The sequence below is a fragment of the Mycobacterium sp. HM-7 genome, from assembly GCF_053852335.1.
This window is the reverse complement of the sequence record NZ_CM132657.1, coordinates 5,070,190-5,095,157: the sequence shown is the minus strand read 5'-3', so window position 1 is coordinate 5,095,157 and position 24,968 is coordinate 5,070,190. Positions and strand designations below refer to the sequence as shown.

Sequence of the window (24,968 nt, the reverse complement as noted above, 5' to 3'; positions counted from 1 at the left end):
GTCATGAGCACCGCGGAGATCGCCGAAAAGACCACTGTGACGACGGGTCTGACGAAGGTTTTGCAGCCGGTCCCGGAGGGTCATCCCGACGTCTTCGATACCAGCTGGCCGGTGCGGATGGCTGACGTCGACCGGAACGGCCGACTGCGGTTCGACGGCGCGTGCCGGCACATCCAGGACGTCGGCCAGGACCAGCTGCGCCAGATGGGTTACGAGGAGGTCCATCCCGCGTGGGTCGTCCGGCGCACCATGGTGGATCTGATCAGTCCGTTCGAGCGCGGCGACATCCTGCGGCTGCGCCGCTGGTGTTCGGGCACGTCGAACCGGTGGTGTGAGATGCGGGTGCGGATCGACGGCCGTAAGGGCGGCCTGATCGAGTCCGAGGCGTTCTGGATCAACATGAATCTGGATACGCAGGGGCCGGCGCGGATCTCCGACGACTTCCTCGCCGGCCTGAAGCGAACTGCTTCCACTGACCGGCTGCGCTGGAAGGGCCACCTCAAGGCGGGTGGTCGGGACGACGCCGTCCGGATCGTCGACTTCCCGGTCCGGGTCAGCGACATCGACCTGTTCGACCACATGAACAACTCCGTCTACTGGTCGGTGGTCGAGGACTACCTGCAGACCTACCGCCCCGAGTTGCTGGAAGCGCCGCTGCGGGTCACCATCGAGCACGACGCCGCGGTGGCTTTGGGGGAGCGGCTGGAGATCATCACCCACGAGTACCCGGCCGGATCGACCGACAAATTCGGTCCGGAGCTATGTGACCGCAGTGTTACAACGCTCACATATGTGGTCGGTGACGAGGTCAAAGCGGTCGCCTGCCTGTTCGCGCTCTGAGTGCGCCGATTTAACAGTACGAGCGTACTGACCAGCGCATTTCGGTTACCAATCAGTAGCTACTGAACCGGTCAAGCTCCTCAGCAAATTCGCAATCTTCGCAACTTGGCTACGAGTCTTGGCGAAAGTTGGCACCAGTAACCGCTGGACCTGCGGGTATGTGCTGTGTCATCGTCGTTGGCAGCACACAAGCGAAGTCGCCAAAGCGTTAACAATCAGTTTGAATCTTGGCGCCCACGGCGACGCGGCTAACCCTCCCTATACGAAGGAGCACAATGTCCAACGTCGGAAAGCCACGTACCGCCGCTGAGATTCAGCAGGACTGGGACACCAACCCCCGCTGGAAGGGCATCACCCGCGACTACACCGCAGCCCAGGTTGAGGAGCTGCAGGGCAGCGTCGTCGAGGAGAACACCCTCGCGCGTCGTGGCGCCGAGATCCTGTGGGACGGCGTCACCAAGGGCGACGGCTCCTACATCAACGCGCTGGGCGCCCTGACCGGCAACATGGCCGTGCAGCAGGTCCGCGCCGGCCTCAAGGCCATCTACCTGTCCGGTTGGCAGGTCGCCGGTGACGCGAACCTCTCGGGCCACACCTACCCGGACCAGAGCCTGTACCCGGCCAACTCGGTGCCGGCCGTCGTCCGCCGCATCAACAACGCCCTGCTCCGCGCCGACGAGATCGCCCGCGTCGAGGGTGACAAGAGCGTCGACAACTGGCTGGTGCCGATCGTCGCCGACGGTGAGGCCGGCTTCGGTGGCGCCCTGAACGTCTACGAACTGCAGAAGGCCATGATCGCCGCGGGTGCCGCCGGTACCCACTGGGAGGACCAGCTGGCCTCGGAGAAGAAGTGTGGCCACCTCGGTGGCAAGGTGCTGATCCCGACCCAGCAGCACATCCGCACCCTGACCTCGGCTCGCCTGGCTGCCGACGTCGCGGGCACCCCCACCGTCGTCATCGCGCGTACCGACGCCGAGGCCGCCACCCTGATCACCTCGGATGTGGACGACCGCGACAAGCCGTTCGTGACCGGTGAGCGCACCTCCGAGGGCTTCTACAACATCCAGAAGGGCATCGAGCCCTGCATCGCGCGTGCCAAGGCCTACGCCCCGTACGCCGACATGATCTGGATGGAGACCGGTGTGCCGGACCTCGAGGTCGCCCGTAAGTTCGCCGAGGCCGTCAAGGCCGAGTTCCCGGACCAGCTGCTGTCCTACAACTGCAGTCCGTCGTTCAACTGGAAGCAGGCGCTGGACGACTCGACCATCGCCAAGTTCCAGAAGGAACTGGGTGCCATGGGCTTCACCTTCCAGTTCATCACCCTGGCCGGCTTCCACGCCCTCAACTACTCCATGTTCGACCTGGCCTACGGCTACGCCCGCGAGGGCATGACGGCCTACGTCGACCTGCAGGAGCGCGAGTTCGCCGCTGAGGCTCGTGGCTACACTGCCACCAAGCACCAGCGTGAGGTCGGCGCCGGCTACTTCGACAAGATCGCCACCACCGTGGACCCGAACACCTCGACCGCAGCTCTGAAGGGCTCGACCGAAGAGGGCCAGTTCCACTAAGTCGGCCACGAGTGTGAGTGCGGTGTACGCATCGGGAGTGATTTCCGTGCACAGCCCTCACGGCCGCGAAAGCTAGATACGGCAGGCCCCGCTCAGAAACTGGGCGGGGCCTGTCGCATATCTTCATCAGTAGTCACGAGGAGAGGACAGCGGTGAGCAACGCAATCGAACGAGTCGGGGTCATCGGGGCCGGGCAGATGGGCGGCGGTATCGCCGAGGTCTGCATCAAGGCCGGTGCGCAGGTCCTGGCATTCGAACCGACCGAGGCGCTGACCACCGCCGGTCGGGAGCGGATCACCAAGTCGCTGGACAACGCCGTCAAGAAGGGCAAGTTGTCCGAGGCCGACCGCGACGCCGCCCTGGGTCGCCTGAGCTTCACCAACGACCTGGCCGACATGGCCGACCGCCAGCTCGTCATCGAGGCCATCGTCGAAGACGTCAACGTCAAGGCGAAGGTTTTTTCTCAGCTCGACGAGATCATCACCGACCCCGATGCGGTGCTGGCCTCCAACACGTCGTCCATCCCGATCATGCGCATCGCCGCCGCCACCAAGAACCCGAGCCGGGTGCTCGGTCTGCACTTCTTCAATCCGGTGCCGGTGCTGCCGCTGGTCGAGCTCATCTCCTCGGTGACGACCGCCCCCGAAGCCGCCGCGCGCGTCGAGACTTTCGCCGGCGAGGTGCTGGGCAAGAAGGTCGTGCGGGCCGCGGATCGCTCGGGGTTCGTTGTCAACTTCCTGCTGGTTCCCTACCTGCTGGCAGCCATCCGGATGGCCGAATCGGGCTTCGCGACGGTCGAGGACATCGACACCGCCGTCGTCGCCGGTTTGTCGCACCCGATGGGTCCGCTGAAGCTCGCCGACCTGGTGGGCCTGGACACCATGAAGTTGATCGCCGACTCCATGTACGACGAGTACAAGGAGCCGCTGTACGCGGCCCCGCCGCTGCTGCTGCGCATGGTCGAAGCCGGGCAGCTCGGCAAGAAGTCCGGCAAGGGCTTCTACACGTACTGACAGATGCCGGGTTGGAGCCTGGCAGTAATTTTCGTTAACCTTGCGTGCGGGTTGTTTTTCGCTGGGCCCGTCAGGGTGCGCACGTACGGGTATGTCAGCTGGCCGCAGTAAGCGGTCGTGCCGCCCGCGCCAGCGGACGTAAACGCAAAGGATAGATACCGATATGTCACAAGCCGACATCGATTTGACCCCCCATTACGAGGAGTCGCAGTCGATCTACGACATCTCGAATGAGTTCTTCGCCCTGTGGCTCGGACCGACCATGGGTTACACGTGCGGGTACTACGAGCGCGAAGACATGACCCTCGAGGAGTCGCAGAACGCCAAATTCGACCTGGCGCTCGGCAAGCTGGACCTGAAGCCCGGCATGACCCTGCTCGACATCGGCTGTGGCTGGGGCGGCGCGCTCGAGCGGGCCATCACCCAGTTCGACGTCAACGTCATCGGCATCACGCTCAGCAAGGAGCAGTCCGAGTACGCCCGCGAGCGGCTGGCCAAGATCGACACCAACCGCAGCATCGAGATTCGGATGCAGGGCTGGGAAGAGTTCGACGAGCCCGTCGACCGCATCGTCTCGATCGGCGCTTTCGAGGCCTTCAAGCAGGAGCGCTACCCGATCTTCTTCGAGCGCGCCTACAGCATCCTGCCCGAAAACGGCGGCCGGATGCTGTTGCACACGATCCTCGCGCACACGCAGCAGTTCTTCCGTGAGAACGGCATCAAGCTGACCATCAGCGACCTGAAGTTCATGAAGTTCATCGGTGACGTGATCTTCCCCGGCGGGCAGCTGCCGGCGGTCGAGGACATCGAACAGCTCGCCGCGGGCTCGGGCTTCACCCTGGAGCGCACCCACCTGCTGCGGCCGCACTACGCCCGCACGCTGGACATGTGGGCCGCCAACCTCGCCGCCAAGAAGGACGAGGCCATCGCCCTGCAGGGCCAGGAGATCTACGACCGTTACATGAAGTACCTGACCGGTTGCGCCGACTTCTTCCGTCGCGGCATCACCAACATCGGCCAGTTCACGCTGGTCAAGTAAGTTCTCAAAGCACGAAGCCCCCGACGCGGTGTCGGGGGCTTCGTGCTTTCTGCGTCACGCCTCGGCCAGCCGCTTCTTCTCCGCCTCGACATCGAAATCGGCTGGGGGCCAAGACAGATCGAGCCGTTCCAGGGCCTCGATCAACAGCTCGGTGATGGCCAACCTGGCGTACCACTTGCGATTGCACGGCACGACGTGCCACGGCGCGTAGTCCGTGGAGGTGCGGTCCAGCACGGCCTGGTAGGCCTCCTCGTACTTCGGCCACAGCAGCCGCTCGTCGATGTCGGCGGGGTTGTACTTCCAGTACTTGTCGGGCCGGTCGAGTCGCTCGGAGAGTCGCTTCTTCTGCTCCTCGAGCGAGACGAACATCGCAACCTTGATGATCGTCGTCCCGGCGTCGGTGAGCTCGCGTTCGAAGGCGTTGATCTCGTCGTACCGGCGTTCCCACACCGACGGTGGCACCAGGTCGTGCACGCGCACGATCAGCACGTCCTCGTAGTGTGAGCGGTCGAAGACGCCGATGTGCCCGGCCGGCGGTACCGCCTTCTGGATGCGCCACAGGTAGTGGTGGGACAGCTCTTCGGCGGTGGGCTTACCGAAGCTGGAGTATCGAATTCCCTGCGGATTACCGGCTCCCACAACATGTTTGACGATTCCGCCCTTGCCTGCGGTGTCCATGCCCTGCAGGACCAGCAGGATCGAACGCCGGTCCCCGGCCCGGCTGCCCGCGTACAGCATCTCCTGCAGCTCGGCGAACCGCTCGTTGCGTTCGGTCTGCAGATCGGGGGCGTCGCCCTTGCTGCCGCGGAATCCGGGGGTGGCGTCCGGGTCGATGTCGGACACCCGGCGGCCGGGCTTGAACTCGAGGTGCTTATGCGGTTCGTGGGTCCACAGCGACGGCAGATCGGAGGTCACGCGATCAGTGAATCAGATGTGGCGGGATGGTCGGGGACGGATGTGACTGCGAGTTGAACTCCGCCAGCGACCCGCCCACCTCGACGATGCCGCGCAGCGCGCTCCAGGACAGCATGGTCAGGTAGTCGATGAGCTCGGGCGCGGTTATCCGGGGATTCGACATCCAGGAGTGGGTGGCCAGCTGCACGCCGCCGACGGTGTGGAACGCAAACGCGTCGACGCCGCGGGTGTCCATGCCGGCATGCGCCATCCGGCGGCGCAGGACGACCGCGAGCATCCGCGCGATGATCTGCTCCGAGTCGGCGATGGCCTTGCTCTTGCTCGCCGAGCTGTTGGCGAAGACGAACGGATAAATCTCGGGCTCCGCGGCGACGGTGTCGACGTAGACCCGGATGATCTCGCGGGTGAGTTCGAAGCCGTCGAGGTTCGACGACAGCGCCGACGCCATGTTGGGGATCAGCGTGGTTTGCGCGAAGCGCATCATCACCGCGGTGGTCAGATCGTTCTTGTCGACGAAGTAGCGGTACAGCACAGTCTTCGACACGCCGATCTCGGCCGCAATCTCATCCATGCTGACGTTGCTGCCGCGACGTCGGACGGCCTCGAGTGTGCCGTCGACCAGCTCGTTGCGGCGATCGACCTTATGTTGGTGCCAGCGTCGTTTACGCCCGTCGGCTTTTGCCGACGAGGGTGCGTTTTGCTGTGCCACGGTCGCAGTACGTCCATTCCGCTAGGTCTGCTTAATAATACGGGGCGACCATGGCGCACATACAGGATGATGGAGTGGTGGCACACCGACCCAGGCCGGGACCTGGACCCCATCCGACGCACCAGGCACCCGTCGAACCGCACGCCAGTCTCGCGGAGTCGTTTGCCGGCGCCGACCGGACGGCCGACGAAGAGCGGCGCCGCAACCTGCGCCGGATGAAAGCGGTCGCGCTGAGCTTCCTGCTGGGCGCGACGGTGCTGTTTGCCGTGTGCACGTGGCTGCAGGCCCGTGGTGGCGCATACAGCTGGACCGGCCCGTGGGTCGGATATGTCCGGGCGGCCGCGGAGGCCGGCATGGTCGGCGCACTGGCCGACTGGTTCGCCGTGACGGCGCTGTTCCGCCACCCGCTGGGAATCCCCATCCCGCACACCGCGATCATCCCGCGCAAGAAGGACCAGCTCGGTGAGGGTCTCGGCACCTTCGTCCGCGAGAACTTCATGTCGCCGGAAGTCGTCGAGACCAAGCTGCGCGACGCCCAGGTGGCCAGCAGGCTGGGCAAGTGGCTGTCCGAACCGGCGCACGCGACACGGGTGGCGGCCGAAGCGTCGACAGTGCTGCGCGTGTTGGTGGAGCTGCTGCGCGACGAAGACGTCCAGCACGTCCTGGACCGGATGATCGTCAAGCGGATCGCCGAACCGCAATGGGGTCCGCCGATCGGCCGGGTGCTGGAGAGCCTGCTGGCCGAGCGGCGGCAGGAGGCACTGCTGCAGCTGCTGGCCGACCGGGCGTTCCAGTGGTCGCTCAACGCCGGTGAGATCATCGAGCGCGTCATCGAGCGGGATTCGCCGACGTGGTCGCCGCGCTGGGTCGACCATCTCGTGGGCGACCGAATCCACCGCGAGCTGATGGACTTCACCGACAAGGTGCGGCGCAACCCGGAACACGAGCTGCGGATGTCGGCCACGAAGTTCCTTTTCGACTTCGCCGACGATCTGCAGAACGACGAGGACACCATCGCGCGGGCCGAACGGATCAAGGAGCAGATCCTGGCGCGCGACGAGGTGGCCCGCGCCGCGGAGACGGCGTGGAGTACCGCCAAGCGCATCATCCTCGAATCGGTCGACGATCCGTCGTCAGTTTTGCGCACCCGGATTGCAGATTCGGTGGTGCGGATCGGGGAGTCCCTGCGGGACGACGCGGAGCTGCGGGACAAGGTGGACGACTGGCTCGTCAGGGGCGCAAAACACCTTGTTGCGCAATATGGGACGGAGATCACAGCGATCATCACCGAGACCATCGAGCGCTGGGACGCCGACGAGGCGAGCCGGCGAATCGAGCTCCATGTGGGTCGTGACCTGCAGTTCATTCGGATCAACGGCACAGTCGTCGGATCTTTGGCGGGGCTGGTCATCTACACGATCGCCGAGCTGTTCGTCTGATCCGCTAGCAAGCGCTTGCAATAGTTAGCACCCCCTCGTACCGTTGTTTTGGTACGGACCGCCCAACCAAAAGCGGTCGACCAGGACAGGGGAACGGCATGGCGCAGGATGCAGATATCGCCGCCGTCGTGTCGAATGCAGCCCAGGACATCGGCAGCTTCATCCGCACCCAGCGGGAAGCTGCGCAGGTCTCGGTCCGCCAACTCGCTGAGAAGGCGGGCGTCAGCAACCCCTACCTGAGCCAGATCGAGCGTGGCCTGCGCAAGCCGTCGGCCGATGTGCTGAACCAGATCGCCAAGGCGCTCAGGGTTTCGGCCGAGGTGCTCTACGTAAGGGCCGGAATTCTGGAGCCCAGCGCCGCCGGCGAGGTGCGTGACGCCATCATCGCCGACCTCTCGATCACCGAGCGGCAGAAGCAGGTGCTGCTCGACATCTACACATCCTTCCGGCAGCAGAACGATGCCGAGTCCAAATCGCTTCCTGATCAGCCTGAATTGGAAGCCGCAAGTGAGGAGCAGACAACGACGACTGACACTCACCGAGTAGCGAACTGACCAACGCAGTACCCGAGAAAGGAAACCCGAACATGGCAGAGAACAAAGAGACCAACCAGCCCACCATCGAAGACCTGAAGGCCCCCCTGTTCGCCGCCGTCGGCGCTGCGGACCTGGCGCTGGCCACCGTCAACGAGATCGTCGCGAGCCTGCGTGAGCGTGCCGAAGAGGCCCGCACCGATGCCAACGCGCGCGTCGAAGAGGGCCGCGCCCGCCTGACCAAGCTGCAGGAGGAACTGCCGGGCCAGGTTGAGGAGCTTCGCGAGAAGTTCAGCACCGAAGAGCTGCGCAAGGCCGCCGAGACCTACGCCGAGAACGCTCAGAACACCTACAACAAGCTGGTCGAGCGTGGCGAGGCCGCGCTGGAGCGCCTGCGCGCCCAGTCGTCGATCGAGAGCGTCCGTGAGCGCGTCGAGGACGTCCGTGGCCGCGTCGAGAACTACACCGACCAGGTCTCCGAGCTGACCCAGGACGCCCTGGGCAACGTTGCCAGCCAGACCCGCGCTGTCGGTGAGCGCGCCGCCAAGCTGGTCGGTGTCGAACTGCCGGAGAAGGAAGAGGCCCCGGCCAAGAAGGCACCCGCGAAGAAGGCCGCCCCGGCCAAGAAGGCCGCCCCGGCCAAGGCTGCTGCGACCAAGGCCGCCCCGGCCAAGGCTGCTGCCAAGGCTCCGGCCAAGAAGGCCGCTCCGGCCAAGAAGGTCACCCAGAAGTAAGCAGGTTCGACGTCAAGGACGTAACCCACATAGGCTGAGGGCGTGTACCTCGGAAGCCTGGTGGGTTACGTCCTTTTCGCATTGCAGATCGCGGTGCTGGCCACGACCGTGTACGCGTTCGTGCATGCCGCCATGCAGCGGCCGGACGCCTACACGGCGGTCGACAAACTGACCAAGCCGGTGTGGCTCGCGATCCTGGGTGGCGGCGCGGTCCTGGGCTGGATCATCGGGCCGCCGGTCGGCGCGGCCATCGCGGCCTGCGCCACGGGTGTGTACCTGGTCGACGTGAAGCCCAAACTGCTTGAGGTTCAAGGGAAATCCCGGTAATTGGTGCGCGCGATCCTGTGCGGGGTCCTGGCTGCCGCCGCGGTGGCGCTGGCCCCGCAGGCTTCGGCCGACCCGTTTGATCCCCCCGAACCGACATCACAACCGATTCCGCCACCGCCCTACGTCGACCACACCCGGTGGACGCAGTGGGACGGCGAGTCGAGCCTGCGGGTGTACCCGACGTGGGCCGGCCGGCGCGCGTCCGGCCTGGGTGCCACGCAACCGGGCGACGAGGCCTGGTCCGAGGTACTGAACCTGGCGCCCGACGCCGACGCCCCGGGGATGCGTGCCCAGTTCATGTGCCACTGGTATTTCGCCGAAGCCGCCGCGCCCGGCAAGACCAGCTGGAATCTCGAGCCGTGGCGCCCGGTGGTCGACGACAACCAGATGTTGAAAGCGCGTTGCAATCCCGGTGGCACAGAGGAGCCGTTCTGATGAGTTGGACCCGCGAGCAGGTGGCCGCCCTGGTCGACCACACGCTGCTCAAGCCGGAGGCGACCGCCTCGGACGTGGCGAGCCTGTGCTGGGAGGCCGCCGATCTGCGGGTCTGCGCGGTCTGTGTGTCGCCGTCGATGTTGGGGGCGGTCGAGGTGCCCGAGCGCGTCAAGATCGCCACTGTCGTGGGATTCCCGTCGGGCAAGCATGATTCGCAGATCAAGGCCCGTGAGGCGGCGCTGTCGGTCGTCGGGGCCGACGGCCGGCGCGGTGCCGACGAGATCGACATGGTGATCGACGTGGGCGCCGCCATCGCCGGCGACATTTCGGCGGTGTTCGCGGACATCGCGGCGGTCCGCGGGGCCGCCCCGACCGCGGTGCTGAAGGTGATCGTCGAGTCCGCGGCGCTGCTGAACATGGCCGGCGCGCCGACGCTGGCCGATGTCTGCCGCGCGGCCGCCGACGCCGGCGCCGATTTCGTGAAGACCTCCACCGGATTCCACCCGGCGGGCGGCGCGTCGGTGCAGGCCGTGGAGATCATGGCGCAGACCGTCCCTGCGCTGGGCGTCAAGGCCAGCGGCGGCATCCGCGAGGCTGCTGCCGCCGTGGCGATGCTCGACGCGGGCGCCACCCGGCTCGGCCTGTCCGGGACCCGAGCCGTCCTCGACGGGCTGGCTTAGTCAGCGACAGTCAGCGATTTGTGCACGAAAATCTGCGGTCACCGCGGAAAATCGTGCACAAATCGCCGGGAAATCAGAGCCCGGAGAAGCAGGTGTCCTGCTTGGCCAGGGGGATGGTGGCGTTCTTGGTGCCGAACTTCGCGGTCACTCCGGTGCCGGTCACCTGCAGGCCTTCCGGGTGGATGCCCATCGGGTAGTCCTTGGTGAGCTGCGACGCGAACAAGTCCAGCGCCGGCTGGATCGACTCGCGCGGCAGCAGGAAGCCGAGCCCGGTCAGCTGCTCCACCTTGAGCGAGATGGTGCCGTCGGTCAGCGTCGGCTTGGCCACGATCTGGGTCATCGGCGCGTCCAGCACGATGGTGCCCGACGACGGATCGGTGGTGACGTCGGAGACCAGACCGCCCAGCACGGGGACGGTGTCCGCGATCGTCTGCTTGATGCCGTCGGACGACCACGTGACGGTGGCCGCGAGCGAACCGATGGTGCCTGCGGACTTGTCCGTCTTCTCGAGCTTGACGTCGTCGATCTGAATCTGGGCCTTCATGCCCTTGGCGAAGCGCAGCTGGTTGCCGGCGGTGGTCACCGTGATGTGGTCGTAGTTGCTGTTGGCGACCTGCCACAGGAACGGGGTGGCGCCGAACTGCACGTCGACCTTGTCCTGCACGACGCACTGCACGGCCGACGAGACGACGTCGTTGCCCCGGCTGCGGGCGTAGAACTCGCCACCGACGACACCGGCCGCCGACAGCGCGAGCGCGATCACGATGATCAGGATCAGCGACATCGGGTCGCGCAGCAGTTCCAGGACGCCGCGGCGCTTCTTGGGCGGATCGGTGGCGGGCACCTGCTGGGGAGCCGGGTACGACGTCGGCGCCGCGTCGGCGCCGTAGGCCGGAGCCGCCGCGTCGGCGCCGTAGGCGGGGAGATCGGTCGACGGGGGCGTCGAGGCCGTCAGCACCTCGGTGGGCTGGGCACCCGGAGCATCCGGCGCCTGCGGCGCGGGCTCGGCAGATGGTGCGGCGTCCTCATTGGCGGGGCGGGCCCAGGGGTCAGTCACCCTTGCGATTGTGCCTTACGCGGAATGGCGGTGCGGTTGCGCAGCACGGCGATGGTCTCGCGGGCCCGCTCGACGGCGGTCAGGTCGACGTCGGTGACCAGCAGTTCCGGGTCGAGGCCGGCCTGCGCGACGATGTCGCCGGTGGGGGAGGCCACAACGCTGCCGCCGCTGCCGGTCGGTCCCTTCCTGGCGAGCTCGTCACCGGGGTAGGGCTGGTCGACCGCAGCGATGACGCAGCCGGTGTCGAGCGCGCGAGCGCGTGCCAAAAGTGTCCACTGCTCGAGCTTTCCCGGGCCCGACCCCCACGACGCGTGGACGGTCAGCAGCTTGGCGCCGCGTTCGGCGAGCTCGAGGTGCAGCTCGGGGAAACGGACGTCGTAACACGTCGTGAGGCCGACGCGAACAGCGCCGTCGGCCGTCGGGACGTCGATCACGACGGGCTCGAAACCTCTTGCGACAGTGCTTGATTCGGTGAATCCGAAGGCGTCGTACAGGTGGATCTTGTGGTAGTGCGTGTCGAGGCTCGGGCCGGTGGCGAGCAGGGTGTTGGTGACGCGGCCGTCGGCGGTTGGGCAGAACATCCCGGCGACGACGGTGACGCCCGACCGTGCGGCGATGTCCCGGACCGCGTTCGCCCAGGATCCGTCGAGCGGTTGCGCCACGGGTCCGAGCGGCACACCGAACCGGCACATCGTCGCTTCGGGGAACAGCACCAGGTCGGCACCGGCGTCGGCGGCGTGCGCCGTGTGCTCGGCGACCAGTTCCAGGTTGGCTTCGGGGTCGGTGCCGGTGCCGATCTGGGCCAATGCGATGCGCATGCGCCCCAGCGTAATCAGCCGGTACAGGCCAGGGACGGATCCTTGGTCACGGCCATGTGGCGCACCGCGTCGTCGACGCGTTCCATCGGCAGCTCGTGCGCGTCGACGGCCTGCTGCAGCCGGTCGAGGACGGCGGGCACCTCTTTTGTGGTGATCCACAGCGCGGTGTCTGCGCCCGCCTGCAGGGCTTTGAGCACCGCCTCCGGCACGTTGTAGCGCTGGGTGATGGCGCCCATGCTGGAGAGGTCGTCGGTGAATACCGCGCCGTCGAACGGTCGGCCGCCGTAACTGCCGCTTCGCAGCAGGTCATAGGCGGCCTTGGACAGGCTGGCCGGGTCGGTGTCGGTGAGCCCGGGCACCTGCATGTGGCCGACCATCACGGCGACGGGTCGCTGGGTCGTCAGGGGCTGGTACGGGACCAGGTCCAGCGTCTCCAGTTGCGCCAACGGCGGGGTGACCACGCCGCCCTGGTGCGAGTCACCGGAGGCGTGACCGTGGCCGGGGAAGTGCTTGAGCACCGGCAAGAGGCCGGCGTCGCGCAGGCCGGCCGCGTAGGCGCCGGCGTAGGCGGTGACGGTGTCGGCGGTGTTACCCCAGGACCGGTCGCCGATGACGGTGCCGTCGGCCGCGTTGGTGATGTCGACGACGGGTGCGAAGTCGATGGTGATGCCGAGTTCTTTCATCGCCTGTCCGCGCAGCTTGGCGATCTCCCGAACCTGCTCGGGTGTCTTCCCGGCGGCGACCAGCTCACGCGGTGACGGCTGGCTGCCGATGAGGTTCTTGAGCCGCTGCACCCGGCCGCCCTCCTCGTCGACGCTGACGGCCAGCGGCAGTGGTCGCGGTTCCTGCGCGAGGGCGGCAAGGGGAGCGCCGAGCATCGAATAGTCGGTCCAGCTGGTGATGAAGATGCCACCGACCTCCTGCTCCCGGACGACGGCCTGCGCATCGGCCAGGTTCTTGACCCCGACCATCAGCAGCTGGGCCAGTTTCTGACGCACGCTGAGGGCCGCCACGACGGTGTCCAGCCGGCACGGGACGGGAGCCGGGACCGCGATGGGATGGTCGGGAGCCGGTGGCGGGGCGTCGACAGGCCGCGGCTTGCTCATGACGGCCGCGACGATCAGGGCGACGACGATCACCGCCGCGGCCGAGGCCAGGACGACCGGCGAGCGCAGCCGGCTGCGGGGTGATGGCATGGGGCGAACCCTATTCGCTCGTCGTCAGGGTGTGGGCGCGACGGCCGACCACGGCAGGGTCAGTACGCCGTCGCGGAGCCGCCGTCGCGGCGGCTCCAGCGGGTAGCCCTCGTCGAGCAGCAGATCGAGCATGGCTCGCCAGCGGACCCGTGGGCCGAATACCCCGTGCCCGGCCGTGGTGGCCCAGGCGCGGTCCGCCGCTTGCAGCAGGCGGTGGATCGGCTGGCCCGGAACGTTGTGGTGGATAAGCACTTTCGGCAGCCGCTCCGCCAAGTCGGAGGGCCGGTCGATCGCGAACGGGTCGCACGACAACGTCAGGCTCGCCGGCCCCGAGGCGTCGAGCAGCACCCAGCAGCAGCGTCGTCCCAATTCGTCGCACGTGCCGTCGACCAACAGCCCGCCCGGTGCGAGCCGGCCCGTCATCTCCGCCCATGCCGCGGGCACGTCGGCGACGTCGTACTGCCGGAGCACGTTGAACGCGCGGACCAAAACCGGTGTGTGCCCGGCCAATTCGAAACCGCCGAGGCCGAATTCGACGATGTCGCCGGCCAGTTCGCGGGCCAGGCGGACCCGCTCCGGATGAATCTCCAGGCCGACCACCCGCACGTCGGCCCGGACCGTGCGCAGGCGGGAAGCCAGCTCGACGGTGGTCACCGGCAACGCGCCGTACCCGAGGTCGACGACCAATGGCTCCGCCGCCGCGCGCAACAGGGCCCGGACCCGCGGCGAGTGCACCAGCCAGCGGTCGCTGCGGCGCAGGCGGTTGTATCCCGTTGTGCCACGCGTCAGTTGACCGAGGGGCGTGCCCCGCGACCGGCCGGCGGGCGAATTCATGGCCCTGAGTTTATGGGCGGCTCACCGGCGGGCGGCGATCCAGTCGGTCGTGAATTTCTGCTCCAGCTCGATCAGATATCGGAGCTGCTGGCCCAGCATCGCCTCGAGCTTGCCGCCGACGAGCGGGATCCGGACCTCGACGTTCGCCGAGAAGGCGAGTCGCGCACCGGCTGCGGTGGACATCAGGACACCGGTGCCCGTGATGGTCGCCGGCGCGCCGGGGACGCGGCTGCGCACCGTGCCGACCGCACGGTCGTCGGTCAGCGGGCCCCAATGCTCTTCGCGCACAAGGCTGAGGTCGCCGAAGTGGAACTGGGTGACGACGCTGGGCAGACCCGCGGCGCGCATGGTCTGGGTGGTGGTGATGTCGGTGCCGCCGGCGCCGTCCTCGGCGAACGAATCGAGGGTCGACTCGTCGGCGCGGCCCTCTGCCAGCCGGTCCAGCCAGTAGTCCTTGCTGCAGAAAGCGCGATGGACCTGCGCCACGGTGCCGGCGTACTCGGCAACCATGTCGAAAGAACGGGCCATAATCGGCCACGCTACCGTTAGCGGCCGTGGTCAGTTCGGATATCGGGGGCGCGGCGGTCGAGTATGGCGTGCCGCTGGCACCCCTGACCTCGTTCCGTGTCGGACCGGTGGCAGCCCGCCTGATCACCTGCGATACCACCGCCAAGGTGATCGGGGTGCTCACGGCGCTGCGGGATGAACCGGGGCCGCTGCTGGTCCTGGCGGGCGGGTCGAATGTGCTGATCGCCGATGACCTGGTGGATTTGACCGTGGTGCTGCTGGCGAACACCGAGATCACCGTCGAGGGCAACGTGGTGCGGGCCGAGGCCGGCGCGCTGTGGGACGACGTCGTCGTGGCCTCGCTGGCGCACGGGCTCGGCGGCCTGGAATGCCTGTCCGGAATTCCGGGCTCGGCCGGGGCGACGCCGGTGCAGAACGTCGGCGCCTACGGGGCCGAGGTCGCCGACACCATCAGTCGCGTCCGGCTGTTCGACCGGGAGACCGGTACGGACCACTGGGTCGGCCCCGAGACGCTGGATTTCGGCTACCGGCACAGCGTGCTGAAGAACTCCGACCATGCCGTCGTGCTGGAGGTGGAGTTCACCCTGGACGCCGACGGGCTCAGTGCCCCGCTGCGGTACGGCGAACTGGCGTCCCGGCTCGGCGCCGAGGCGGGTACGCGCGTCGACGCGCTGGCGGTCCGCGAGGCGGTGCTGGCGTTGCGGCGCGGCAAGGGCATGGTCATTCTCGACGACACCGACGCGGCCGACCACGACACGTGGAGCGCCGGTTCGTTCTTCACCAACCCGGTGGTTCCGCAGGACGTCTTCGAACACATCAGGGACGCGGCGGCGGGCCCGGTGCCCAATTACCCCGCGCCGAACGGGGTCAAGTTGGCCGCCGGCTGGCTGGTGGAACAGGCCGGTTTCGGCAAGGGCTACCCGGGTGAAGGGGCTCCGGCCCGGCTTTCCACCAAGCATGCGCTGGCTCTGACGAACCGGGGATTTGCTGGCAGCGCGGACGTATTAGCGCTGGCCAGGACGGTTCGGGACGGCGTCAAGGCCGCTTTCGGGATAGATCTCACACCGGAACCGTGCTTAATCGGCTGTTCGCTGTAGGTAAATTCAAACCTGTGAGTGTGAACCGGCGACAGATGCTGACCGCGATTGCCGTCGGCACTTCCGGCGTGCTTGCCGCGTGCTCCGAAACCTCGGGCGGATCGGGCTCGTCGGGCCCCGCCAAGGAGACCGCGGCGCCCGTCATCACCTACCGGCCCGCCAACGGCGCCACCGACGTGGTGCCGACCAGCAGCATCGGCGTCGACGTCACCGACGGCTGGTTCCAGAAGGCGACGCTCACCAACGGCGAGGGCAAGGTCGTCGCCGCGGTGTTCAACAAGGACCGCACCTCGTTCAACGCGGCCGAGCCGCTCGGCTTCGGCGCGACGTACACGTTCTCCGGTTCCGTCGTCGGCCGTGACGGCAAAGCCGTGCCGGTCTCCGCGACGTTCACGACGGTGAACCCGACCAAGCAGGTCAACGGCCAGTTCCAGCTCGCCGACGGGCAGACCGTCGGGGTCGCGGCGCCGATCATCCTGCAGTTCGACTCCTCGATCAGCGACAAGGCCGCCGTCGAGCGCAACGTCAAGGTCGTCACCGACCCGCCGGTCGAGGGCAGTTGGGCCTGGCTGCCCGACGAGCGCGAAGGCGCGCGCATGCACTGGCGCACCCGCGAGTACTACCCGCCGGGCACCAAGGTGAGCGTCTCGGCGAAGTTGTACGGCGTGCCGTTCGGGGACGACGCCTACGGTGCGCAGGACAGCACGCTGGAGATCACCATCGGCCGGCGCCAGGTCGTCAAGGCGGACGCGACCAGCCACCGCATCCAGGTGATCACCGACGGCGGCGTGCTGTTCGACTTCCCGTGCAGCTACGGCGAGGCCGACAAGCCACGCAACGTCACGCGCAGCGGTACGCACGTCGTCACCGAGAAGTACGCGGACTTCTGGATGTCCAACCCGGCCGCCGGCTACGACCACGTCCACGAACGCTGGGCGGTGCGGATCTCCAACAACGGCGAGTTCATCCATGCCAACCCGGCCAGCTCGGGCGCGCAGGGCAACACCAACGTCACCAACGGGTGTATAAACCTGTCCACCGACAACGCCCAGCAGTATTTCCAGACCGCCATCTACGGCGACCCGGTCGAGGTGACCGGCACGTCGATCCAGCTGTCCTATGCAGACGGCGACATCTGGGACTGGGCGGTCGACTGGGACACCTGGTTGTCGATGTCCGCGCTGCCGCGGCCGAATGCCGCGCCGCCGGAGACGTCCATCCCGCAGAGTGCGCCGGCCACCCCGACGGATGCGCCGACGTACTCGGGCACCCCGACGACCACCACGACACCGCCGCCGCAGGGGCCGGCCACGTCGTCGACGCCGACTTCCACCACCTCGACGACCGCGTCGACGTCGACCACGACGTCGACGTCGACCACGACGTCGGTGGCCCCGACGACTACTTCGGCTGCCGGTTGAATCTGCTGGCAGACGCCTGGTCGCGCGGCCGCATGACGATCTGGTCCAGATCGACGTGTGGCGGGCGTGACGCGACGAAACCGATGACCTCGGCCACGTCCTCGGCGACCAGCGGCGTGATGCCCTGATACACGGCGTCGGCCCGCTCGGCGTCACCGTCGAACCGCACCAGCGAGAACTCGGTCTCGACGGCCCCCGGCGCAATCTCGGTGAGCCGCACCGGTTTTCCCAGTAGCTCGCCGCGCAGGGTGCGGTGCAGCGCGCCCTGGCCGTGCTTGGCGGCGATGTACCCGGCGCCGTTGTCGTAGGTCTCCAGCGCCGCGGTGGACGTGACGGTGACGACCAACCCGTCCCCTGATGCGATCAGGGCGGGCAACAGCGCGCGCGTGACCCGCAGCGTGCCGAGCACGTTCGTCTGCCACATCCAGTCCCAATGGTCCAGATCGGCCTCGGCGACGGGCGCCAGACCCTTGGCGCCACCGGCGTTGTTGATCAGGATGTGTACCGGGCCCAGATCGCTGACCGTGGCCGCGAGAGCGTCCACCGACGCCTGGTCGGTGACGTCTGTCACAACGGCGGTGCCGCCGATCTCCGCCGCGAGGGCGGCGACCCGATCGGCGCGACGGGCCGCACAGACCACGTGAAATCCCTGGGCGGCAAGGGTTTTCGCGGTGGCGGCGCCGATTCCGGAACTGGCGCCGGTGACCACCGCGACGCGAGCGGAGCGTTCTTCAGCTGGCATGTGGCCGACTTTAGTCACTGCCCGCCCTCCTCATCGCGGGCATTGTGCGGCACCGCAGGCGTGCTAAGTTCCTCTCGTGATCATCAGTCAGGCATCCGGCGTCGCCGTGCGACGTTCGTGTTGTTGTTGTCGCGCTTCGCGCTGCGCCTGACTCACGACACGGATCTCTTCGTCCTAGCTGTCGGCAGGTGTGGCCTCAGGACCCACCAGCCCGACTTCTTCCCTAGGACCCTCAAATGTCTGCTCCCGTTTCCACCGTCGCCACCCGTCCCGGCGTCCGCCCTGCTGTGCACTCCAACGCCCACGCCAAGCGCACCTTGCTGGCCCGGCACCACATCGTCGCCCCGTCGCTCCGGGTCGCCGACGCCGCCGCCGGCTCGGTCTTCAGCGCGGCCCGGCTGCGCGGCCCCATCGCCCGGGACGTGATCGCGCAGGCCACCGGCCTGAGCATTGCCACCGTGAACCGCCAGGTCACGGCCCTGCTGGACGCCGGGATGCTGCGCGAGCGGGCCGACCTGGCCGTCGCCGGCGCCATCGGCCGCCCGCGCATTCCGGTCGAGGTGAACCACGAACCGTTCCTGACCCTGGGCCTGCACGTCGGCGCCCGCACCACCGCGATCGTGGCGACCGACCTGTTCGGCCGCACCCTCGACGTGGTCGAGACGCCCACGCCGCGCGGCGACCAGCACGCCGCGCTGGCCTCCCTTGCCGGCAGCGCCCAGCGCTACCTGAGCCGTTGGCACCGGCGCCGGCCGCTGTGGGTGGGCGTCGCCTCCGGTGGTGTGGTGGACAGTGCCACCGGTCACGTCGACCACCCGCGCCTCGGCTGGGTGGACGCCCCTGTCGGCCCGGTGCTCGCCCAGACCCTGGGGCTGCCCGTGTCGCTGGCGTCGCACGTCGACGCGATGGCCGGCGCCGAACTGCTGCTGGGCGCGCGGCGCGGTTTGGTGGGCGCCGAGGCCGCGTCCGGATCGGCGACCAGCCTGTACGTCTACGCCCGCGAGACCGTCGGCTACGCGCTGTCGATCGGCGGCAAGGTGCACTCGCCGGCCAGCGGACCCGGCACCATCTCGGGACTGCCGGCCCAGTCGGAACTGCTCGGTGGCAGCGGCCGGCTCGAGTCCACCGTCAGTGACGAGGCGGTACTGGCAGCCGCCCGCAGGCAGCGGATCGTGCCGGCCGACGGACCGTCGTCGACCATCGCCGCGGTGCTGCGTGCGGCGCGCTCCGGCAATGCCGCCGCTGTTGAACTGCTGGCCGAGCGGGCCCGGGTGCTCGGTGGTGCGGTGGCGCTGCTGCGCGACCTGCTGAACCCCGACGACCTGGTCGTCGGCGGCCAGGCGTTCTCCGAGTACCCCGAGGGTCTGCCGCTCGTCGAGCAGGCCTTCGCGGAGCGGACCGTGCTCGGTGCCCGGGATATCCGGGTCACCACGTTCGGCAACCGGGTGCAGGAAGCCGGCGCCGGTGTGGTGTCCCTCGGCGGCCTGTACGCCGACCCGATCGGTGCCATGCGCCGCGCGCTGCGCGCCGCGTAACGCCAGCTCGGGATACCGGACGGGAGGTCCGGCGGGCAGCGGTGTAAGGATGGAGGGCGTGCGTGTTGCCGTCCTGTCGGTCCATACCTCGCCGCTGGCCCAACCGGGTACCGGCGATGCGGGCGGTATGAACGTCTACGTCCTGCAGAGTGCCCTCGAATTGGCCCGCCGCGGCGTCGAGGTCGAAATCTTCACCCGGGCCACGTCGTCGACCGACGCCCCGGTGGTTCGGGTGGCGCCCGGCGTGCTGGTGCGCAACATCGTCGCGGGCCCGTTCGAGGGTCTGGACAAGTACGACCTGCCGACCCAGCTGTGCGCGTTCACCGCCGGCGTCCTGCGCGTCGAGGCCAACCACGAGCCGGGTTATTACGACATCGTGCATTCGCACTACTGGCTTTCCGGTCAGGTGGGCTGGCTGGCCTCGGACCGCTGGGCCGTCCCGCTGGTGCACACGGCCCACACCTTGGCCGCGGTGAAGAACCTGTCGCTGGCCGAAGGTGACACCCCGGAGCCGGCGCTGCGCGCGGTCGGTGAGCAACAGGTGGTCGACGCCGCCGACCGGCTCATCGTCAACACCGAAGACGAAGCACAGCAACTGGTTTCGCTGCATCACGCGGATCCGGCCCGCATCGACGTGGCCTACCCTGGCGTCGACCTCACGACCTTCACGCCCGGCGACAAGGCCGAAGCCCGTGCGGCGCTGGGGCTTTCGTGCGATGAGCAGGTAGTGGCCTTCATCGGCCGGATCCAGCCGCTGAAGGCGCCCGACGTGCTGTTACGGGCTGCGGCCAAGCTGCCCGACGTGCGCGTCGTGGTGGCAGGCGGCCCGTCGGGCAGTGGCCTCGCCGTTCCCGACGGCCTGGTTTCCCTGGCCGACGAGTTGGGTATCACCGATCGCGTGACATTCCTGCCGCCGCAGTCCCGCGAACAGCTGGTGAACGTCTACCGCGCCGCGGATCTGGTTGCGGTGCCGAGCTATTCGGAATCCTTCGGACTGGTCGCGGTGGAAGCGCAGGCCTGTGGCACGCCCGTCGTGGCCGCCAAGGTGGGCGGGCTGCCCGTCGCCGTGCGCGACGGCGTCAGCGGCGTCCTGGTCGACGGCCACGATCCCGGCGATTGGGCCAACGCCATCGGGCGGACGCTCGAACTGGGCCCGGAAACGTTGCGCGACGGCGCGTTACAGCACGCCGCGACCTTCTCGTGGGTGCACACCGTCGACTCGCTGCTGGCCGGCTACACGCGGGCGATCGCCGACTACCGCGGCCGTCGGCCCCGTCGCGACGCCGCGGCACGCCGCAGCCGCCGGTTCCTGATCCGTCGGGGAGTGCGCGCGTGACGGACTCGGCCACGGTCACCCAGCTGATCGAAGAGACCCTGACCGCACACGAACTCGAGTTCTCCCATCATGACGGGGGAACGGCCGGCCGGCCCGGGATCGTGGTGGCGCTGCCGGGTGAGCGCCGGCTGACGACCAACACGCTGTTGAGCGTCGGCGAGCACGGCGTGCGCCTGGAGGCGTTCGTCTGCCGCAAGCCCGACGAGAACTTCGAGGGCGTCTACAAGTACCTGCTGCGCCGCAACCGGCGGCTGTACGGCATGGCGTACACGCTCGACAACGTCGGCGACATCTATCTGGTGGGCCGGATGGCGCTGCAAGCCGTGACCGCCGACGAGATCGACCGGCTGATGGGCCAGGTGATCGAGGCCGTCGACTTCGACTTCAACACCCTCCTTGAGCTGGGGTTCCGCACGTCCATCGAGAAAGAGTGGAAGTGGCGGCTGTCCCGCGGGGAGTCGCTGAAGAACCTGCAGGCGTTCGAGCACCTGCGGCCGGAATAGCAGTCCCGGGTGCGGCGAGAGCCACAAACCCGCACGTGAGAAGATCAGCCGATGCCGACCTTGATCCTGTTGCGTCACGGCGAGAGCCAGTGGAACGAGAAGAACCTGTTCACCGGTTGGGTCGACGTCGACCTCACTGACAAGGGCCGGGCCGAAGCCGTCCGCGGCGGAAAGCTGCTGGTCGAACAGGGCGTGCTGCCCGACGTGCTCTACACGTCGCTGCTGCGCCGCGCGATCACCACAGCCAATCTGGCGCTCGACGCCGCCGACCGGCACTGGATCCCCGTGCAGCGCGACTGGCGCCTCAACGAACGCCACTACGGCGCGCTGCAGGGCCTCGACAAGGCCGAGACCCTGGCCAAGTACGGCCAGGAACAGTTCATGACGTGGCGTCGTAGCTACAACACCCCGCCGCCGCCGATCGAGCCCGGCAGCACCTACAGCCAGGACGGCGACCCGCGGTACGCCGGCATCGATGCGCCGTTGACCGAATGCCTCGCCGACGTCGTCAAGCGGTTCGTGCCCTACTTCGAGCAGGCGATCGTGCCTGATCTGAAGGCCGGCAAGACCGTCCTGATCGTCGCGCACGGCAACTCGCTGCGCGCGCTGGTGAAGTACCTGGACGGCATGTCCGACGACGAGATCACGGGCCTGAACATCCCGACGGGCATCCCGCTGCGGTACGAATTGGACGAAAATCTGAAGCCGACGGTGCCTGGTGGCGAATATCTGGACCCCGAGGCAGCCGCCGCCGGTGCGGCCGCGGTGGCCGCTCAGGGTGCCAAGAAGCACTGACCGCGGAAACAATCGGGTGAACTCGGGTAAACGCCGGCCCAACTCCTGGATTTAAACGTGTGACTTGTACCGTTCTGGCCGCTCGCTGCTGGGATGACGTTCACCTGATGCGTACGATTTGGCCGTGAGCTTGTCGTCCGCGCTGCCACTGGTGGCCGCCACGGCGCTGCTCGCGTTGGCTCTGGGCATCGCGATCGGCCTGCGGTGGGCGCCACGGCGCAACGAGCGTCGCGAACGCCGCACCGCGGAGCAGTCCGGCCTGACGGTTTCGGAGATGTTCGCCCACATCGTCTCGATGTCGCCGCTGGGGATGGCGGTCGTCGACACGTACCGCGACGTCGTCTACACCAATGGCCTGGCCCGCGAGCTCGGCCTCGTGCGCGATCGGCTGCTCGACGACCGGGCCTGGGAGGCCGCGCAGCGGACCCTGGCGACCGGGGAGGACGTGGAGTTCGACCTGTCGCCGGCCAAACGGGCCACCCCGGGCCGTTCCCGGCTCGCGGTGCGCGGCCTGGCGCGCCAGCTGACCGAGGAGGACGGCCGCTTCGCGGTGGTCTACGTCAACGACCAGTCCGAACAGGCCCGCATGGAGGCCAGCCGCCGCGACTTCGTGGCCAACGTCAGCCACGAGCTCAAGACGCCGGTCGGCGCCATGGGGCTGCTGGCCGAGGCGCTGCTGGCGTCGTCCGAGGACCAGGACATGGTCAACCGGTTCGCCGAAAAGATCGTCACCGAATCCAACCGGCTGGCCAACATGGTCGGTGAACTGATCGAGCTGTCGCGGCTGCAGGGCGCCGAACCGCTGCCGCACCTGGATGCGGTGGACGTGGATTCGGTTGTCGCCGAAGTGGTTTCCCGGCACAAGGTGGCCGCCGACAACGCCGACATCGCGATCGCCACCGACGCGCCCCGCGGCTACCAGGTACTGGGCAGTGAAACCCTGCTCGCGACCGCGCTCGCGAATCTGGTGTCCAACGCAATCTCCTACTCGCCCAAGGGTTCCCAGGTGTCGGTCAGTCGGCGCCGGTACGGCGACAACATCGAGATCGCGGTGACCGACCGCGGCATCGGAATCGAAAAAGCCGATCAGGAACGGGTTTTCGAGCGATTCTTCCGCGTCGACAAGGCGCGGTCCCGGGCCACCGGCGGCACCGGGCTGGGGTTGGCCATCGTCAAACACGTGGCGGCCAACCACAACGGAACCATCCGGCTGTGGAGTCAGCCGGGGACCGGATCGACGTTCACGCTGTCGATTCCGGCCTATCTCGACTCGGACGACGTGGATGTCGACGAGGGAGACGACCACTCAGTGCCATCACAAGGAGGGCGACAGAACCAATGACCAGTGTGTTGATCGTGGAGGACGAGGAGTCCCTGGCCGATCCCTTGGCATTCCTGTTGCGCAAGGAAGGTTTCGAAGCGACCGTCGTGACCGATGGTCCGTCGGCGTTGGCCGAGTTCGACCGGGCCGGGGCCGACATCGTGCTCCTGGACCTGATGCTGCCGGGCATGAGCGGTACCGACGTGTGTAAGCAGTTGCGCTCGCGGTCCGGCGTGCCGGTCATCATGGTGACCGCCCGCGACAGCGAGATCGACAAGGTCGTCGGCCTGGAACTCGGCGCCGACGACTACGTCACCAAGCCGTACTCGGCCCGCGAGCTCATCGCCCGTATCCGGGCCGTGTTGCGCCGCGGCGGCGAGTCCGACGACGTCGTCGGCGCCGACGGGGTGCTGGAGGCCGGGCCGGTCCGCATGGACGTCGAGCGGCACATCGTGTCGGTCAACGGGGACCCCATCACGCTGCCGCTCAAGGAGTTCGACCTGCTCGAGTACCTGATGCGCAACAGCGGTCGCGTGCTGACCCGTGGCCAGTTGATCGACCGCGTGTGGGGCGCCGACTACGTCGGTGACACCAAGACCCTGGACGTGCACGTGAAGCGGCTGCGGTCCAAGATCGAATCCGACCCGGCCAACCCGGTGCACCTCGTCACCGTGCGAGGGTTGGGCTACAAGCTGGAGGGCTAGTTCCCTCCGGCTACTTCTCTGCCGCCTCGGTGGCCGGGTGCACGGCGATGAGCCCCAGCCCGGCCCGCCGCTTGCACAGCTTGGCCAGCTCGGCGTACACCTTCGCGCCCAGCAGCTCGGTCAGCTCGGGTCCGTAGGACTCCCACACGGCCTTGGCGCCGACGTGCGCGGCCGGGTCGCCGGTGCAGTACCAGACGAGGTCGTGGCCGCCCTCGCCCCAGCCGCGCCGGTCGTACTCGGTGACGACGGTGCGCAGGATCTCGGTGCCGTCCGGCCGCGTCACCCAGTCCTGGGTCCGGCGGATCGGCAGCTGCCAGCAGACCTCGGGCTTCATGGTCAGCGGTTCGACGCCGAGCTTGAGCGCCTTGCTGTGCAGCGCGCAGCCGACGCCGCCCGCGAAACCCGGCCGGTTCAGGAAGATGCACGCGCCCTTGTATTTGCGGGTCCGCAGGTTGGGCTTGTCGTCGTACTCGTCCATCTCGAGGTAGCCCTTGCGGCCCAGGCCCTTCTCCCGGAACTGCCAGTCCTCGTCGGTCAGCAGCTTGACCGACTCCTCGAGCTGCGCGACGTCGTCGTCATCGGCCATGAAGGCGCCGTGGCTGCAGCAGCCGTCGTCGGGCCGGCCCTCGACCGTGCCCTGGCACGCCGGCGTCCCGAAAACGCACGTCCATTTCGACAGCAACCACGTCATATCGGCCGCGATCAGGTGCTCGGAGTTTTCCGGGTCGAAGAACTCCACCCATTCGCGGGCAAAGTCCAGTCCGACCTCGTGGGAACCGGGCTTCGGCGGCTCGCCGGCACTGATCTGTGATGCGGTCACAGCACGCAACCGTAGACCCGTTACCGTGG

At 67.9% G+C, this 24,968-nt stretch carries 26 protein-coding genes and 1 pseudogene; 18 read left to right on the top strand and 9 right to left on the bottom strand.

Features of this window, described 5'->3' with window-relative positions:
- Positions 1-3 precede the first annotated feature (3 nt).
- From ACWW1C_RS24630 to ACWW1C_RS24615, 4 genes are all read left to right on the top strand, one after another.
- Complete coding sequence (locus ACWW1C_RS24630; RefSeq protein ID WP_455980691.1) at positions 4-840, top strand: acyl-ACP thioesterase domain-containing protein; 837 nt, start codon at positions 4-6, stop codon at positions 838-840.
- Positions 841-1,115: 275 nt separating this feature from the next.
- Entirely contained in the window at positions 1,116-2,408 is a 1,293-nt protein-coding gene (aceA, locus tag ACWW1C_RS24625; RefSeq protein ID WP_455980690.1) for an isocitrate lyase, read from the top strand.
- Between the two features lie 197 nt (positions 2,409-2,605).
- Positions 2,606-3,421, top strand: coding sequence for a 3-hydroxybutyryl-CoA dehydrogenase (locus ACWW1C_RS24620; RefSeq protein WP_455984426.1), 816 nt, complete (start codon positions 2,606-2,608; stop codon positions 3,419-3,421).
- Between the two features lie 163 nt (positions 3,422-3,584).
- Positions 3,585-4,460, top strand: a complete 876-nt coding sequence (locus ACWW1C_RS24615) for a cyclopropane mycolic acid synthase family methyltransferase (RefSeq protein WP_455980689.1) — start codon at positions 3,585-3,587, stop codon at positions 4,458-4,460.
- A 54-nt stretch (positions 4,461-4,514) separates the two neighbouring features.
- Here the strand turns inward: ACWW1C_RS24615 and ACWW1C_RS24610 are convergent, their stop codons facing one another.
- Positions 4,515-5,375: a polyphosphate kinase 2 family protein gene (locus tag ACWW1C_RS24610; protein WP_455980688.1), complete on the bottom strand. Its 861-nt coding sequence runs from the start codon at positions 5,373-5,375 to the stop codon at positions 4,515-4,517.
- Positions 5,376-5,379: 4 nt separating this feature from the next.
- Positions 5,380-6,084, bottom strand: a complete 705-nt coding sequence (locus tag ACWW1C_RS24605) for a TetR/AcrR family transcriptional regulator (RefSeq protein ID WP_455980687.1) — start codon at positions 6,082-6,084, stop codon at positions 5,380-5,382.
- Between the two features lie 74 nt (positions 6,085-6,158).
- On the opposite strand from ACWW1C_RS24605, the gene ACWW1C_RS24600 reads away from it, so the two are divergent.
- The 6 genes from ACWW1C_RS24600 to deoC all read left to right on the top strand — a co-directional run bounded on the left by ACWW1C_RS24600 (position 6,159) and on the right by deoC (position 10,232).
- Positions 6,159-7,523 carry a DUF445 domain-containing protein gene (locus ACWW1C_RS24600; RefSeq protein ID WP_455984425.1) on the top strand — a complete coding sequence of 455 codons (1,365 nt, stop codon included), beginning with the start codon at positions 6,159-6,161 and terminating at the stop codon, positions 7,521-7,523.
- Between the two features lie 98 nt (positions 7,524-7,621).
- A complete protein-coding gene (locus ACWW1C_RS24595) occupies positions 7,622-8,077 on the top strand; it encodes a helix-turn-helix domain-containing protein (protein ID WP_455980686.1) in 456 nt (151 codons plus the stop codon).
- 32 nt (positions 8,078-8,109) lie between these two features.
- Positions 8,110-8,790, top strand: coding sequence for a heparin-binding hemagglutinin (locus ACWW1C_RS24590; RefSeq protein WP_455980685.1), 681 nt, complete (start codon positions 8,110-8,112; stop codon positions 8,788-8,790).
- A gap of 42 nt (positions 8,791-8,832) precedes the next feature.
- A complete protein-coding gene (locus ACWW1C_RS24585; RefSeq protein WP_020101171.1) occupies positions 8,833-9,117 on the top strand; it encodes a DUF2516 family protein in 285 nt (94 codons plus the stop codon).
- A 3-nt stretch (positions 9,118-9,120) separates the two neighbouring features.
- Positions 9,121-9,552 carry a DUF2599 domain-containing protein gene (locus ACWW1C_RS24580; protein ID WP_455984424.1) on the top strand — a complete coding sequence of 144 codons (432 nt, stop codon included), beginning with the start codon at positions 9,121-9,123 and terminating at the stop codon, positions 9,550-9,552.
- Positions 9,552-10,232, top strand: a complete 681-nt coding sequence (gene deoC, locus ACWW1C_RS24575) for a deoxyribose-phosphate aldolase (protein ID WP_455980684.1) — start codon at positions 9,552-9,554, stop codon at positions 10,230-10,232. The genes ACWW1C_RS24580 and deoC overlap by 1 nt, the downstream gene beginning before the upstream one ends.
- Positions 10,233-10,305: 73 nt before the next feature.
- On the opposite strand, the gene ACWW1C_RS24570 is transcribed toward deoC, so the two are convergent.
- The 5 genes from ACWW1C_RS24570 to ACWW1C_RS24550 are packed head-to-tail and all read right to left on the bottom strand — an operon-like array spanning position 10,306 to position 14,665.
- Positions 10,306-11,289 carry an LmeA family phospholipid-binding protein gene (locus ACWW1C_RS24570; protein WP_455980683.1) on the bottom strand — a complete coding sequence of 328 codons (984 nt, stop codon included), beginning with the start codon at positions 11,287-11,289 and terminating at the stop codon, positions 10,306-10,308.
- Complete coding sequence (locus ACWW1C_RS24565; protein ID WP_455980682.1) at positions 11,286-12,107, bottom strand: carbon-nitrogen hydrolase family protein; 822 nt, start codon at positions 12,105-12,107, stop codon at positions 11,286-11,288. Before ACWW1C_RS24565 ends, ACWW1C_RS24570 begins: the two co-directional genes overlap by 4 nt.
- A 14-nt stretch (positions 12,108-12,121) precedes the next feature.
- The gene (locus ACWW1C_RS24560; protein WP_455980681.1) at positions 12,122-13,303 is read right to left on the bottom strand and encodes a glycoside hydrolase family 3 N-terminal domain-containing protein; all 1,182 of its coding nucleotides are present in this window, start codon (positions 13,301-13,303) and stop codon (positions 12,122-12,124) included.
- A 24-nt stretch (positions 13,304-13,327) separates the two neighbouring features.
- Complete coding sequence (locus ACWW1C_RS24555) at positions 13,328-14,137, bottom strand: class I SAM-dependent methyltransferase (protein ID WP_455980680.1); 810 nt, start codon at positions 14,135-14,137, stop codon at positions 13,328-13,330.
- Between the two features lie 21 nt (positions 14,138-14,158).
- The gene (locus ACWW1C_RS24550; RefSeq protein WP_455980679.1) at positions 14,159-14,665 is read right to left on the bottom strand and encodes a DUF2505 domain-containing protein; all 507 of its coding nucleotides are present in this window, start codon (positions 14,663-14,665) and stop codon (positions 14,159-14,161) included.
- 26 nt (positions 14,666-14,691) lie between these two features.
- Here ACWW1C_RS24550 and ACWW1C_RS24545 point away from each other — a divergent pair, with 26 nt between their 5' ends.
- Together ACWW1C_RS24545 and ACWW1C_RS24540 are read left to right on the top strand one after the other, a co-directional pair.
- Complete coding sequence (locus tag ACWW1C_RS24545) at positions 14,692-15,762, top strand: UDP-N-acetylmuramate dehydrogenase (protein ID WP_455980678.1); 1,071 nt, start codon at positions 14,692-14,694, stop codon at positions 15,760-15,762.
- Positions 15,763-15,797: 35 nt separating this feature from the next.
- Positions 15,798-17,075 (top strand): annotated as a pseudogene (locus ACWW1C_RS24540) (L,D-transpeptidase); the annotation flags it as partial.
- Positions 17,076-17,163: 88 nt separating this feature from the next.
- Here ACWW1C_RS24540 and ACWW1C_RS24535 read toward each other — a convergent pair.
- Positions 17,164-17,925, bottom strand: a complete 762-nt coding sequence (locus ACWW1C_RS24535; protein WP_455980677.1) for an SDR family oxidoreductase — start codon at positions 17,923-17,925, stop codon at positions 17,164-17,166.
- Between the two features lie 236 nt (positions 17,926-18,161).
- On the opposite strand from ACWW1C_RS24535, the gene ACWW1C_RS24530 reads away from it, so the two are divergent.
- From ACWW1C_RS24530 to regX, 6 genes are all read left to right on the top strand, one after another.
- Positions 18,162-19,460: an ROK family transcriptional regulator gene (locus ACWW1C_RS24530; RefSeq protein WP_455980676.1), complete on the top strand. Its 1,299-nt coding sequence runs from the start codon at positions 18,162-18,164 to the stop codon at positions 19,458-19,460.
- A gap of 49 nt (positions 19,461-19,509) precedes the next feature.
- Positions 19,510-20,796 (top strand): D-inositol-3-phosphate glycosyltransferase, encoded by a 1,287-nt coding sequence (gene mshA / locus ACWW1C_RS24525; protein ID WP_455980675.1) that lies wholly within the window; start codon positions 19,510-19,512, stop codon positions 20,794-20,796.
- Positions 20,793-21,299, top strand: a complete 507-nt coding sequence (locus ACWW1C_RS24520) for a YbjN domain-containing protein (RefSeq protein ID WP_455980674.1) — start codon at positions 20,793-20,795, stop codon at positions 21,297-21,299. The genes mshA and ACWW1C_RS24520 overlap by 4 nt, the downstream gene beginning before the upstream one ends.
- Positions 21,300-21,350: 51 nt before the next feature.
- Positions 21,351-22,094 carry a phosphoglyceromutase gene (locus ACWW1C_RS24515; protein ID WP_455980673.1) on the top strand — a complete coding sequence of 248 codons (744 nt, stop codon included), beginning with the start codon at positions 21,351-21,353 and terminating at the stop codon, positions 22,092-22,094.
- Positions 22,095-22,218: 124 nt separating this feature from the next.
- Positions 22,219-23,436, top strand: a complete 1,218-nt coding sequence (locus tag ACWW1C_RS24510) for a sensor histidine kinase (protein ID WP_455980672.1) — start codon at positions 22,219-22,221, stop codon at positions 23,434-23,436.
- Positions 23,433-24,119 (top strand): two-component sensory transduction protein RegX, encoded by a 687-nt coding sequence (regX, locus tag ACWW1C_RS24505; RefSeq protein ID WP_455980671.1) that lies wholly within the window; start codon positions 23,433-23,435, stop codon positions 24,117-24,119. Before ACWW1C_RS24510 ends, regX begins: the two co-directional genes overlap by 4 nt.
- 10 nt (positions 24,120-24,129) lie before the next feature.
- On the opposite strand, the gene ACWW1C_RS24500 is transcribed toward regX, so the two are convergent.
- Positions 24,130-24,948, bottom strand: coding sequence for a hypothetical protein (locus ACWW1C_RS24500; RefSeq protein WP_455980670.1), 819 nt, complete (start codon positions 24,946-24,948; stop codon positions 24,130-24,132).
- Between the last annotated feature and the right edge of the window lie 20 nt (positions 24,949-24,968).